Annotated in this window: 12 protein-coding genes; 9 read left to right on the plus strand and 3 right to left on the minus strand. The window is 62.4% G+C overall.

Features of this window, described 5'->3' with window-relative positions:
• Nucleotides 1–10: 10 nt before the first annotated feature.
• The gene (locus EPJ54_RS17790) at nucleotides 11–2140 is read right to left on the minus strand and encodes a TonB-dependent siderophore receptor (RefSeq protein ID WP_135213091.1); all 2130 of its coding nucleotides are present in this window, start codon (nucleotides 2138–2140) and stop codon (nucleotides 11–13) included.
• A 305-nt stretch (nucleotides 2141–2445) separates the two neighbouring features.
• On the opposite strand from EPJ54_RS17790, the gene EPJ54_RS17795 reads away from it, so the two are divergent.
• Together EPJ54_RS17795 and amaB are read left to right on the plus strand one after the other, a co-directional pair.
• Nucleotides 2446–2784 carry a hypothetical protein gene (locus EPJ54_RS17795; RefSeq protein ID WP_135213092.1) on the plus strand — a complete coding sequence of 113 codons (339 nt, stop codon included), beginning with the start codon at nucleotides 2446–2448 and terminating at the stop codon, nucleotides 2782–2784.
• Nucleotides 2785–3074: 290 nt separating this feature from the next.
• Nucleotides 3075–4595 (plus strand): L-piperidine-6-carboxylate dehydrogenase, encoded by a 1521-nt coding sequence (amaB, locus tag EPJ54_RS17800; RefSeq protein ID WP_135213093.1) that lies wholly within the window; start codon nucleotides 3075–3077, stop codon nucleotides 4593–4595.
• Here amaB and EPJ54_RS17805 read toward each other — a convergent pair.
• Nucleotides 4592–4996 carry an OsmC family protein gene (locus EPJ54_RS17805; RefSeq protein ID WP_135213094.1) on the minus strand — a complete coding sequence of 135 codons (405 nt, stop codon included), beginning with the start codon at nucleotides 4994–4996 and terminating at the stop codon, nucleotides 4592–4594. The genes amaB and EPJ54_RS17805 overlap by 4 nt on opposite strands.
• A 147-nt stretch (nucleotides 4997–5143) precedes the next feature.
• Between EPJ54_RS17805 and tdh the strand changes: the two genes are divergently transcribed.
• Together tdh and EPJ54_RS17815 are read left to right on the plus strand one after the other, a co-directional pair.
• Complete coding sequence (gene tdh, locus EPJ54_RS17810; protein ID WP_135213095.1) at nucleotides 5144–6169, plus strand: L-threonine 3-dehydrogenase; 1026 nt, start codon at nucleotides 5144–5146, stop codon at nucleotides 6167–6169.
• A 3-nt stretch (nucleotides 6170–6172) separates the two neighbouring features.
• On the plus strand, nucleotides 6173–7360 hold the full coding sequence (locus EPJ54_RS17815; protein ID WP_135213096.1) for a glycine C-acetyltransferase: 1188 nt from the start codon (nucleotides 6173–6175) through the stop codon (nucleotides 7358–7360).
• 14 nt (nucleotides 7361–7374) lie between these two features.
• Here the strand turns inward: EPJ54_RS17815 and EPJ54_RS17820 are convergent, their stop codons facing one another.
• The gene (locus EPJ54_RS17820; protein ID WP_135213097.1) at nucleotides 7375–8058 is read right to left on the minus strand and encodes a VOC family protein; all 684 of its coding nucleotides are present in this window, start codon (nucleotides 8056–8058) and stop codon (nucleotides 7375–7377) included.
• Nucleotides 8059–8170: 112 nt separating this feature from the next.
• Here EPJ54_RS17820 and EPJ54_RS17825 point away from each other — a divergent pair, with 112 nt between their 5' ends.
• From EPJ54_RS17825 to EPJ54_RS17840, 5 genes are all read left to right on the plus strand, one after another.
• On the plus strand, nucleotides 8171–9328 hold the full coding sequence (locus EPJ54_RS17825; protein ID WP_135213098.1) for an alpha/beta hydrolase family protein: 1158 nt from the start codon (nucleotides 8171–8173) through the stop codon (nucleotides 9326–9328).
• On the plus strand, nucleotides 9328–10488 hold the full coding sequence (locus EPJ54_RS17830) for a CaiB/BaiF CoA transferase family protein (RefSeq protein WP_135213099.1): 1161 nt from the start codon (nucleotides 9328–9330) through the stop codon (nucleotides 10486–10488). The genes EPJ54_RS17825 and EPJ54_RS17830 overlap by 1 nt, the downstream gene beginning before the upstream one ends.
• Before the next feature lie 150 nt (nucleotides 10489–10638).
• Nucleotides 10639–10800, plus strand: coding sequence for a hypothetical protein (locus tag EPJ54_RS19940; RefSeq protein WP_167755816.1), 162 nt, complete (start codon nucleotides 10639–10641; stop codon nucleotides 10798–10800).
• A gap of 62 nt (nucleotides 10801–10862) precedes the next feature.
• Nucleotides 10863–11567, plus strand: coding sequence for a response regulator (locus EPJ54_RS17835; RefSeq protein ID WP_135213160.1), 705 nt, complete (start codon nucleotides 10863–10865; stop codon nucleotides 11565–11567).
• A gap of 2 nt (nucleotides 11568–11569) precedes the next feature.
• Nucleotides 11570–13147, plus strand: a complete 1578-nt coding sequence (locus tag EPJ54_RS17840; protein WP_239591015.1) for a sensor histidine kinase — start codon at nucleotides 11570–11572, stop codon at nucleotides 13145–13147.
• Nucleotide 13148 lies beyond the last annotated feature (1 nt).

A 13148-nucleotide genomic window follows, 5' to 3' on the forward strand; every position in this document is an offset into this window, starting at 1 on the left:
CTGTTTGTGCCTAGAACCGATACGTCAAAGCGACGGTGTAATTGCGCGGTGCGCCGTAGCGATATTGGCTGAAATAGCGGATCTGGCTGTAATAGGTTTCGTCAAACACGTTATCGGCGTTGGCCTGCACCGACACTTGATCGGTGAGATCGTAACGCGCCATCAGGTTGACGAGGGCGTATTCATCTTGCTCGATCCGCGTCGGAGCCAAAGTCACCGGGTTGGTGGCGTTGGTGTAGGCGTAGCTGCGCCACGTCGCGCCGCCGCCCAGCGTGAGGCCGTCGAGTGCGCCGTCGAAGCTGTACGTGGTGAAGAGCGTGAAGCTTTGGCGGGCTTGGTCCGTGTTGACCTCGCCGCCGCTGGCGTCCTCGATCTCAAACTGGCTGTAGCCCAAGCTCACGTTCCAATTCTCGGTGACGCGGCCGAGCACCTCGAACTCGAGGCCTTCGCTGGTCGCGCCTTCGGCGGCGCGATAGGCGAATTCCGGCGGGTTGGTGCCAGGGATGGCGCCGCCGGTGGGTTGACCTAAGCCGTCCTGCGTGATGCTGAAGATGGCGAAGGAGGTTTGCAGCGCGTCGTTCAAGAATGCGCTCTTCAGGCCGATCTCGTAGGCTTGGCCCACGATCGGATCGAGCGTCGCGCCCGTTTCCGTGCGCAGATTCTGCGGCTGGAAGATCTCCGTGTAGCTGGCATAGAGCCGATGCGTCGGCGTCAAATTATACAGCACGCCGAGATAGGGGATGACGACATCATCCGCGCTGTAATTCTGCATGACGCCGTATTCCGTGCCCGAGCGCTCCCATGACGAGACGCGGGCGCCGGCGATGACGCTCAGCGCATCGGTCGCATTGATGCGGGTCGCGGCGAAATATCCGCTCTGCTCGGTTTCGATCGCCTGATCGTGTGTGCCTGCTGTCGAGAATTCAGGACGCGGGAAAGCGCCGTCCCACGTGTAAAGGCTCGTCGCCGGCAGGAACGCGTTCGGGCCGGTGGCGGCGAAGGCGTGGGTGTCGGCGTCTTGCTGGGAGTGCAGTGCGCCGACGGTGAATTCATGCACGCGGCCAAAGAGCGTATAGTCACCGCGCAGTTGAATGTCGAAACTGTCTTGAACGCTCTCGCCGTCGCTCTTGTAGGGCCAGGTCGCGAGACCAACGCCCGTGGCCTCATCGATGGCGCCGTAGAGGTAAAGGATTTCGGTTTCTGCGCCGTTGATCAGGCGGTTGTAATTGAAAGTCAGGCGCCAACCATTCGCGAATTCGTGGTCGATGTTGGCGAAATAATTGGTGTTTTGCGTGTCCCAATAGGCCCAGTTCGCCGAAGTGCTTTGTGAGCGCGGCAGATTGGTGAGTTCGCCATTGGTGTAGAAGGTCGGCAATGCCCCCCAGAGCGGCGCTGTTGGATTGTTGGTTTGCTGACTGGCGCCGACTCGCACTGTGGTGGCGTCTGTCACGTCCGCTTCTATGACGCCATAGAAGACGGTCTTATCGAAATTAAAGAGATCGATGTAAGATTCGCCTTCTTCGTATTTGGCGACGAACCGCCCACGGATCGAGCCGCTTGCGTTGAGTGCGCTGGCCACGTCGGCTTCGATCTGGCGATTTTCCCAACTGCCGAACGAGCCGCGAATATACGCCTCTAGATCGCGCGCGTCCGCGTGCTTGCGTACGAGATTGATCGAGGCGGACGGGTCGCCTGCGCCCGTGAGCAAGCCTGTCGCGCCGCGCACGAACTCCACGCGTTCGAAGATCGAAACATCAGCAAGTGTTTCAGCTGCGTCGCCGGCCAAGCTCCACGAGAGCGGCACGCCGTCGATTTGGTAATTGGTGATTTCGAAGCCGCGTGCGTTGAACACGTTGCGCACATCATCGACTTCAACCATCGACACGCCCGCCGTGTTGCGCACGACATCGGCGATGGTTTGGAGATTTTGGTCGGTGATGCGTTGCTGCGTCACGACGGTGACCGATTGCGGCGTCTCGCGCACCGTAAGGCCGAGGCCGGTGGCGGTATCGATCTGCTCATCGACCGTATAGCGGCCGACCACCACGATATCGTCACCGTCGGCAGCTTCCTGTGCGTAACCTGGCCCGGCAACGCACATGACCGCCGCGCCGGTCAGCAAAATGCTTCTCAAACCCATGTCGATGTCCCCAAGGCCCCGAATTTGGCGGCCACTAATCACGAATGCGAGTCAGTCGCAATAGCAAAAATGTAGCGAGGATGTTGGGCCTTCTTTTTGATCGCGCTCAATTTTCTGGAGTACCGCTGGGTTTCGGGCGCGGCTTATCCCACAGCCGGCACGTTTAAACGCCAGCGTTTCCTACGCCCGCGCCCGAATCCATCCTACACTCGCGCGCTGCGCCTACACTCCCGCGCATGAAACACATCCCCGCAACCCCGCTGACAGCACATCGCTGCGCCAGGCTTATCGCCTGGGGCAGGCTGATGCTTGTGTGGTTGAGTGCGGTGATGTTCGCCGAGCGCCGGGTCTCGCGCCGTCACATGCGCACGCGCTATCCGCTGTGCGACGCCAATCGCTTCGCGCGCTATATCGGCAATCTCATTTTGATGCGCGCACTCGCCGACAAGCCACATCTGCGCGCATCAGGGCTTTTGCAACAAAACCCGCGCCCCGGCCTGCACACAAATGCACGTCCGCAACGCGCTGTGCGCGCCGCGCGCGGCTCTGTTCTGCGCAAATGTCTGCGCCATCGCGACCTGCGCACGCGCTTCGGCTCTTCATGTACGCGCTCGACAACCTCGATGAACTCGCGCGCGTCTTGAGCCCACAACTCGCCCGTCCCCTCACGCGTCTGCAACAGATACTCACGCGCCCCTGCGTCGCCGAAGCACTGCGCACGCTCGCCATGCCAGAAGTGCGTAGCGCGGATTTCTCCTGACCCGATCGCCGGCTCCTAGCCGGCATCTTCAACGACGCCACGGACCGCGTAGAGCCTCGCTCTACGCGGGCGCCGGCGCTTGTCCCGTGTGGGACCGCTCTCAGCTGGTCTGAAGGTCTAGAATTCGTCGGTTAAGGTCTCGGCAAAATCGGCCCCGCTCGCTAAAGCGCTCCGATGACACTCGCTCTCCGCGCCGAGGCGCGCAAAATTCTCCATAGCTTAGGCGTTGACGAAGCCGCACTCGACGGCGGTGCGCTTGTTGTGCGCTCGCCAGTGAATGGCGAGGTGCTCGCGCACGTTCGCGAGACGAACGTCGAAGAGGCGCGCGCGCAGATCGCGGCAGCGCATCAGGCTTTCTTGGCTTGGCGCTCTGTGCCTGCGCCGCGACGCGGTGAGTTTGTGCGACTGCTTGGCGAAGAGCTGCGCGCGCACAAGGACGCGCTCGGGCGGCTCGTTTCGATCGAGGTTGGCAAAGTGCTTTCCGAGGGCTGGGGCGAACTGCAGGAGATGATCGACATCTGCGACTTCGCCGTCGGTCTCTCGCGTCAACTCTATGGCCTGTGCATACCCTCGGAGCGTGGCGACCATCGCATCACCGAGCAATGGCATCCGATCGGGCCCGTCGGCGTGATCTCCGCCTTCAACTTTCCGGTCGCGGTGTGGAGCTGGAATGCTGCGCTTGCTTTCGTGTGCGGCGACAGCGTGGTGTGGAAGCCGTCGGAGAAGAGTCCGCTGACAGCGCTGGCCGTGAGTGCGCTCGTGAATCGTGTGATTGAACGCTTCGGCGCCGACGCGCCGTCTGGCCTTTCAAGCGTTCTTATCGGCGGCCGCGCGCTGGGCGAAGTGTTGGTGGACGATCCGCGCGTGCCGGTGATCTCGGCAACGGGATCAACACGCATGGGGCGCGACGTCTGTGCGCGCGTGGCGCAGCGTTTCGGTCGCACCATTCTCGAACTCGGCGGCAACAACGCCTCGATCGTCACGCCCTCGGCCGACCTTGATCTCACACTGCGCGCGGTGGCTTTCGGCGCGATGGGCACGGCAGGTCAGCGTTGCACCACGCTGCGCCGTCTGATCGTACATGAATCTGTCTATGATCAGCTCGTGCCGAAACTCATTGGCGTCTATGAACGGATCAGCGTCGGCGATCCGTTGTCTTCCGATGCGCTCGTCGGGCCGTTGATCGATGGAGCCGCTTTCGACGCCATGAAAAGGGCGCTCGACGCTGCGCGCGGCGCTGGCGGGCGCGTGCATGGCGGCGCGCGTGTCCATGTGAACGGCGATCAATCGTTCTATGTCCGGCCAGCCTTGGTAGAGATGGACACGCAAGCGCCGTGCATGCGCGAGGAAACCTTCGCGCCCATTCTCTACGTGTTGAAGTATCGCACGCTCGACGAGGCTATCGGGCTACAGAACGACGTGCCGCAGGGATTGTCGTCATCGATCTTTGCGACAGACATGCGCGAGGTGGAGCAATTCCTCTCCACCGCCGGCTCTGATTGCGGCATCGCCAATGTGAACATGGGCACATCCGGCGCCGAAATCGGCGGCGCGTTCGGCGGCGAGAAGGAAACCGGCGGCGGCCGTGAAAGCGGCTCGGACTCCTGGAAAGCCTACATGCGCCGCCAAACCAACGCGATCAATTACGGGCGCACCCTGCCGCTGGCGCAGGGCGTCAAATTCGATCTCGACTAAGCCGTACCGCCGTCCAGCGTTGTCTCGATATCAAAGCCGTGCATGAGCGCGAGTGTGACGGGCGTGCGTTCCACGATTTCGCGCAAGCGCGCGATCTGCTCGAGGCTGAGCGGGCCGCTGACATCGACGTGGCGCTCAATGCGGCGTTTCGGATCGCCCGCGTGGAGGCGCAGTTCGACCTCGATGCCTGTCACCGGCATGGCTTTGCGGTCGGCGTACATCTTCAGCGTGATCAGTGTGCAGCCGCTCAAGCCCGAGAGCACCAGTGCAAACGGCGAGGGTCCGGCATCGCCGCCGCCAAGCTCCGGCGGTTCATCTGCGACGAGCGCATGTTCGTTGGCGTTGATCTCCACCCGGTAATTCGGCGCGCCCAGTTTCGCGCGCACGTGAGCGCCAGCCATCGATCCGTCTCCAGTTTCGCAGGCGCAAAGTTCGCAACCGCCCGCTTGTCTTGAACACGCAGTTAAGCGCTCTGGCGCGGTTGTAAAGCGGGGGGCTTGGCGCTACGGGAGGGGCAAGAAATCTCCTTATTTGCCGAGGCATACCAAATGAAGGCGTTGGTCAAACGCGAAGCCAAAAAGGGCTTGTGGCTGGAAGACGTGCCGGAGCCTGAAGCCGGCCCGAACGATGTGAAAATCCGCGTCAAGCGCACTGCGATCTGCGGCACGGATGTGCACATCTATAAGTGGGACGAGTGGGCGCAGAAGACGATCCCGGTGCCGATGACGGCTGGCCACGAATTCGTCGGCGAGATCGTCGAGGTCGGCGAGAACGTCAACGATTATAAGCCCGGCATGATCGTCTCCGGCGAGGGCCACATCGTCTGCGGCCGCTGCCGCAATTGCATGGCCGGCCGTCGCCACCTCTGTCCGCACACGAGCGGCGTCGGCGTCAATCGCGATGGCGCCTTTGCCGAATACATCGTCATCCCGAACGCCAATGTCTGGCACCATGCTGACGGCATCGATCTCGACATCGCTGCCATCTTCGATCCCTTCGGCAATGCCACGCACACGGCTCTGCAATGGGATATGATCGGCGAAGACGTGCTGATCACGGGCGCTGGTCCCATCGGCGCGATGGCCGCGGCAATCGCCAAACACGTCGGCGCGCGTCACGTCGTGATTACCGACGTAAACGACTATCGTCTGGAGCTGGCCAAGAAGCTCGGCGCCACGCGCACAGTGAACGTCTCGCGCGAAACCTTGAGCGACGTGCAGAAAGATCTCGGCATGACCGAGGGTTTTGATGTCGGCCTTGAAATGTCCGGCGCGCCAAATGCGCTGAAAGACATGATCGACAATATGAGCCACGGCGCGAAGATTTCGATGCTAGGCATTCCGTCGGGCGATATGCAGGTCGATTGGAATAAGGTCGTCTTCAACATGCTGACGATCAAAGGTATCTACGGCCGCGAAATCTTCGAGACCTGGTACAAGATGAGCGTGATGATCCAATCGGGCCTCGATCTTTCGCCTATCATCACGCATCGCCTGCCGTATCAAGAATTCGAAGAGGGCTTCGAGACCATGATCGCGGGCAAGTCCGGCAAGATCATTCTGAATTGGGATTGAGCCATGTACGGCGCGTTTCAAAAGCATTTGCAGAATGAGCTTGACGGCATTCGCGAGGCCGGCTTCTACAAAAACGAGCGCATTATCGCGACGCCGCAAGGTTCCGAGGTGGAGGTCGCCTCCGGCCAACACCTGCTCAATCTCTGCGCCAACAATTATCTGGGCCTCGCGCAAGACAAACGCGTGCAAGCCGCGGCGCGCGAGGGCTTGGAGCGTTGGGGCTATGGCATGGCCTCGGTGCGCTTCATCTGCGGCACACAGCAAAACCACAAGGCGCTCGAGGCGGAGCTTTCGGCCTGGCTGAAGATGGAGGACACGATCCTCTATCCCTCATGCTTCGACGCAAATGGCGGCTTGTTCGAGACGCTGCTTGGCGCTGAAGATGCGATCATCTCGGATGAATTGAACCACGCCTCGATCATCGACGGCATCCGTCTCTGCAAGGCGCAGCGTTATCGCTACAAGAACAACGATCTCGCCGATCTCGAAGCACAGCTCAAAGCCGCCGACGCTGCAGGCGCGCGCTTCAAGCTGATCTCAACCGACGGCGTCTTCTCGATGGACGGCGTGATCGCCCAGCTCGATAAGATTTGCGATCTGGCCGAGCGCTACAACGCGCTTGTCCATGTCGATGACAGCCACTCGACCGGTATTGTCGGCCCAGGTGGACGCGGCACAGCTGAGCACTGCAATTGCATCGATCGGATCGACGTCCTCACGAGCACGCTCGGCAAAGCGCTCGGCGGCGCCAGCGGCGGCTTCACCAGCGGCAAAAAGGAAATCATCGAAATCCTCCGCCAGCGCTCGCGCCCGTATCTTTTCTCCAACACCGTGCCGCCTTCAATTGTCTCAGGCGCGCGCAAGGCGGTAGAGATCGCAGCAAGTGGCGACGATCTCCGCGCGCAGCTGCGTGACAACATGCGCCGCTTCCGCGAAGGCCTGACGCAAGCCGGCTTCGATCTACTGCCGGGCGAGCACGCCATCATCCCCGTCATGCTTTACGACGCGAAGAAGGCCGGCGCGCTCGCCGAAGCATTGCTGCAAGACGGCGTCTACGTGATCGCGTTCTCGTATCCCGTCGTGCCCAAAGGCAAAGCTCGCATCCGCACCCAAGTCTCCGCCGCGCACACACGCGAAGAGATCGACCGCGCGGTGGCCGCATTCGCAAGCGCTGCGAAGCGAATCGGCTGACGGCCAACTTCGCCCTAAGCCGGTACCGGCGGCTCCACATACGACGCCACCTTGGTGATGATCTCATCCGGCGTCGCGAGCATCTGCTTATATTGCTCAAGCGGGTACGGCATGTGCGGCTTGCTTGGATCGTAAGCAGGTTGCGGCGCGGGGCTTGGGCCTGAATAGGGCGCGGGCGCTTTGAAGCGTTCGGCTTCTGCCGCCGAGATGCCCGCGCGCTCCAGCACGGACGGATCAATCCAGCGCTTCGGATCAATTGACCCGCGCACAGGCGTCGCGACTTCCAGCGTCATGTGGTCGGGGCCGGCGAAATAGATCGATTTGCAGAAGCCGTGATCGAGTGGGCCGATCACGTTGACGCCATTGCCGCGAATGCGGTCGCGCATCGCGATCAATGCATCTTCGCTGCCGACGCCAAATGCGATGTGCTGCAACGTACCGGCCGCTGACGGCTTCTCGCCGCGCCCGGCGTGCGTCACGCCAAGCTGGATCGGAATTTTGTCGACGTCGGGCAATTGCACGATCGAGAAATAACTCGTCTCGCTCAAGCGCAAGAAGGCGTGCAGACCGCCTGGCACGCCGTGCATGTCAAACAGTGCGACCAGCGGGCAGCCCACGACATCGGAGAAGAACGCGATGTGCTTCTTGATGTCGGCCGCCATGAAAGCGACGTGATGAATGCCGTTTGGTTGGGTCATCGGCGTGTCCCGTCTTGCTTATTGCCTTCCGTGGCGGCGACTGCGCCACTTTCAGATCAATGAGGTTGCCGCCAAAGGCGCACGGGCGCAATACTGACCAAGGGAGAGGCCGATGACGAGTGTCGTTCGCGAGCCGTACGGCTTTGTTCATGCGGACACGAGCCGGCTCAAGGAAGTGTATGGCGGGCCGTCCGGGCAGGTGTTTGTCGAATGTATGCGCGTTCGCCCGGTCGCCGGTGAATCCAAGACTGTCATCCTGTTCTCGCACCCGATCGGCGGGGGATCGTTTCTACCGCTGGTGAGCGCGCTCGCGGCGGCGGGGCGGCACGTGATCTATTGCAATCCGCGTTATCGCGGCAATGACACTGCGTTGATTATGGAAAAGTGCCTGCTCGATCTCGGCGCGTGCGTCGCCGATCTGAAGCAGCGCTTCGGCTATGGCAAGGTCGTGCTCGGCGGTTGGTCCGGCGGCGGCTCGCTGTCGCTGTTCTATCAGGATCAAGCGACGCAGCCGACGATCGATGAAACGCCCGCTGGCGATTATGTCGGCTTGCACGACGCCAAGCTGCAGCCAGCGGATGGCGTGCTCTTGCTGGCGGCGCATCTGAGCCGCTCGGTGACGATGACCGAATGGCTCGATCCTTCGATCATGGACGAAGCGCGTCCATTTGAACGCGATCGGGGGCTGAACATTTATGATCCCGATTGCCCCGCGCAGCCGCCCTATGACGCGGCCTTTGTCGCGCGCTTCCGCGAAGCGCAGATCGCGCGCAATCGGCGCATCACAGCGTGGGCCAAAGCCGAGCTTGCGCGATTGAAGGCGAGCGGCGGACCGGATGCAGAACGCTGCTTTGTCGTGCAAGGCACGATGTGCGACGTGCGGTGGACCGATCCGACGCAAGATCCCTCCGACCGCAAGCCGTACACCTGCTATCTGGGCGATCCGAAAATCGCTAACGATGGTCCTGTCGGCCTTGGCCGTTTCACCACGCTCCGCTCCTGGCTGTCGCAATGGAGCTATGATGAAAGCCGCGCGCATGGCGAGCGCAACGCCGCGCGCGTAACCTGTCCCGCGCTTGTCGTGAACAACACGGCTGACCTTGCTTGCACGCCAAGCCACGCGGCGCGCTTGTTCGCGGCGCTAGCCTCGGCGGACAAAGAAATCGTCCACATCAAGGATGCCGACCATTATTACATCGAACGCCGCGATCTGTTGCCGAAAGCCGTCGGCGCAATTGGCGCGTGGCTCGATGCGCGAGGGTTTGTGTAATGACGGAGGACACCGCTGGCCCGCTCGCCGGCATCCGCGTCGTCGAGATGGGACAGCTGATCGCCGGCCCATTCTGTGGCCAGCTGCTTGGCGACATGGGCGCCGAGATCGCCAAGATCGAACCGCCCGGCGAAGGTGACCCTATGCGCAATTGGGGCCAGGGCGGCACGCCGACCGCATGGCGCGTGATCGCGCGCAACAAATACTCAGTCGCGCTTGATCTGCGCTCCGCGGAAGGTCAAGAGACCGCGCGCCAGCTCATCCACGCCGCTGACATTCTCATCGAGAATTTTCGCCCCGGTACGTTGGAGCGTTGGAATCTCGACCCGAAAGATTTGTGCGCGGCCAATCCTAAGCTCATCGTCGTGCGCATTTCCGGCTACGGCCAGGATGGGCCTTACGCGCAGCGCGCGGGCTTTGGCGGCGTCGGTGAAGCGATGGGCGGATGGCGCGGCATTGTCGGTTATCCGGACCAACCGCCCGCGCGCATGGGCGTGTCGATCGGCGATTCATTGGCAGCGACATACGGCTGCATGGGCGCGCTCGCGGCGCTGCATCATCGCAACCAAACGGGGCGCGGCCAGATTGTAGATAGTGCGCTCTATGAATCCGTTCTGCAGGTCATGGAATCCATGGTGCCGGAATTTCAGGTCAATGGATGGAAGCGCAAACGCAGCGGCTCAACCATCGCTGGGATTGCGCCGTCGAATGTGTATCCGTGCAAGGACGGCGAATATCTGATCGGCGCAAATCAGGACGCAATTTTTTTGCGCCTGTGCGACGTAATGGGGCGGCCGGAGCTGGCGCGCGACGAGCGCTATGCAACGCATTTAGCGCGTGGCGCGCGGATGGAAGAGATCGACGCGGAAATCGCGGCGTGGACGTCAACGCTCACGATCGCCGAACTCGAGGCCAAGATGATTGAAGCGTCCGTACCGGCCGGCCGCATCTACGACGCCGAAGACATGCTCAACGATCCGCACTTCGCCGCGCGCAACGCACTGGTCACCGTGAATGATCCCGTGCTCGGCCCCACGACGATGCAGGGCATCTTCCCGAAGCTCTCGGAAACCCCCGGCTGCATCCGCCGCCCCGCGCCGCGCGACGTGGGGCAAGACACCCGCGAAATCCTGCAGCGTTGGCTTGGCATGGGTGGTTAATCTCAGCCTTTGCACGCGATCCCCCGCCAAGTCCGCCTCTGTGTGTCCAGCGGTTCTTAGGCGCCCCTGCACAAAATCTGCACGAAAGCTGTGGCGGCCCTGCGCGGGCGCGCCACACACGCTGCGCCCGCTTGGGGCAGGGTGGCGCTTATGGACAAAATTTCCTCCAGCAGGCCGCAGCCCATTCCGTCGCGCCCCGATACGATCGGCGAAAGCTGGCGTCCGGCTGAGCCTGCGCGCCATCCCGGCCACGCCGAGCCCGAGCCGCAGCGCCCCACCCCGCGCGTTGGCCGTTTCGACGACCTGTTCTAGGGGCTGCCCCCATGGTGACGGTGCTGCCGCAGCCGCCTATCATCGCCCGCGAAAGCGAGCGCATGGTCTATCGTATCCTTGTCGTCGACGACGATCCGCACATCCGCGACGTGATCTGCTACGCGCTTGAAAAAGCCGGCATGAACGCCGTGACCGCGCAGGATGGCGCCGAGGCGTTGTCCAAGCTTGAAGCCGCGCCGCCCGATCTTGTCGTGCTCGATATCGGCATGCCGGAAATGGACGGGCTCGAAGTCTGCCGCCGCATTCGCCGTCATGGCGACACACCAATCCTCTTCCTCTCCGCGCGCAGCGACGAGATCGACCGCATTGTCGGCCTCGAACTTGGCGGCGATGATTACGTCACCAAGCCGTTCAGTCCGCGCGAGCTGGTGGCGCGCGTGAGCGCCATCCTCAATCGCGTGAAGCGCAGCGCGCCAGCGCCGCAGCCGGCGGACCACAACGTGCTGCGCCACGGCGCGCTGACGCTCGATCCGCCACGCTTCCAGGCGGAATATGGCGGCCAGCCCGTCGCGCTCACAGCGCTCGAATTCGCCATCGTGCGCATGCTGGCGCAGCGGCCAGGCGTCGTCTTTAACCGCGATCAGATCATGGACACCGCTTATGCGGACAATGTCCACGTCTCGGACCGCACCATCGACAGCCACGTTAGAAACATCCGCGCGAAGTTCGCCGCACTGGGGTGCGCCTCTGTGATTGAAACCGTTCATGGCGTAGGATTCCGCCTCGGCGACCTCACCAAGGCCTGAACGTGACGCAAGAGAAATGGCGGCCCAGTATCGGCGTGATCACCGCAGCCGTGATCGCCAGCGTGCTCGTGCTGCCACTCGTCGGCTTGCTCTTCTTCCGCGTGTTCGAAAACCAATTGGTGCGGCAGACCGAATCCGAGCTGATCGCCCAAGCGGCGATGCTGTCAGCCGTTTATGCGCGTGAGATCGAGCATGCGCCGGAGGCGTTTCCGATCGGCGCGCCACGTCCACCGCATGATCCCTCCATCGCCATCGACGGCCGCTACACGCCGATTCTGCCGTCGCTCGATCTTGCATCGTCGCCCATTCTGCGCGCGCGACCTGAAGCAGCGCAGGCGACGATTGAATCGAACGCGCAGGCATTCGAGATAGGCCGCGAGCTTACTGAGATTACCGAAGCGACGCAGCGCACCACACTCGCGGGCTTCCGCTTGCTCGACGCCAACGGAACAGCCATAGGCGGGCGCGGCGATCTGGGTCTTTCCTTCGCGCACATGGAGGAGGTGCGCGAAGCGATGCAGGGGCGCTTTAGCGCCATCATGCGGGTGCGCGATGAACTCAGCGAACCGCCGCCGATCTATTCGATCAGCCGCGGCACCAAGATCCGTGTCTTCGTGGCGATGCCGGTGTTCGTCGACAATCATGTGCGCGGCGTGGTGTTCCTCTCGCGCACGCCCGACAACATCCTGCGCGCACTTTATCGCGAGCAAAGCAAAGTCTTTGCCGCCGTGATCCTGGCGCTCGCTGTCGCGAGCGCCATCGGCTTTGTGTTCGTGCGCACGATCGCGCGGCCAATGCGCGAGCTTGCCGCAAAGGCGGAAGACATCACCGCTGGGCGCGCCGACGCCATCGGCCCGCTCAAGCGCAACGGCACGCGCGAATTGGCCAGTCTCGCCGAGAGCTTCATGACGATGGCGAAGCGGCTCTCGGATCGCTCGGCCTATCTCTCCGGCTTCGCTAATCACGTGTCGCACGAACTCAAATCACCGCTCACGGCCATCCGCGGTGCAGCCGAACTCATCCGCGATTCCGAAAGCGCGATGACGCCTGAACAGCGCGAGCGCTTCCTTTCCAATCTTCTCGCCGATACTGATCGGATCAGTGCCTTGCTCGATCGCCTGCGCGAAATGGCGCGCGCCGATAATCCGACGACGGGCGGCGCGGCGCTCCTGGCCGAGATCGAGCCGGCGCTGCGTGAGCGCTTCGAGCATCTGGACATCGCCTTCAACGCAAGTGAAACGCCTGCGATGGCGATGGCCGCCGACAATGCGCAAATCGTCTTCGGCCATTTGCTCGACAATTCCGCTCGTCACGGCGCAACTCAAGTCAGCATCAGCGCACACGAAGAGGGCGGCACGCTCTATGTGCGCGTCGCTGACAATGGCGCTGGCGTCTCGCCCGGCAACCGCGATCGCATCTTCGATCCCTTCTTCACCACACGCCGTGTCGAAGGCGGCACCGGCATGGGCCTCGGCATCGTCCGCGCACTGCTCCGCGCCCACGGCGGCGACATCACGCTTGAGGAGAGCGAAGTCGGGGCGATATTCATGGTCAGGCTGCCGATCGCGCAGACCGCCTAGA

Source organism: Vitreimonas flagellata, from assembly GCF_004634425.1.
Classification (GTDB): domain Bacteria; phylum Pseudomonadota; class Alphaproteobacteria; order Caulobacterales; family Aquidulcibacteraceae; genus Vitreimonas; species Vitreimonas flagellata.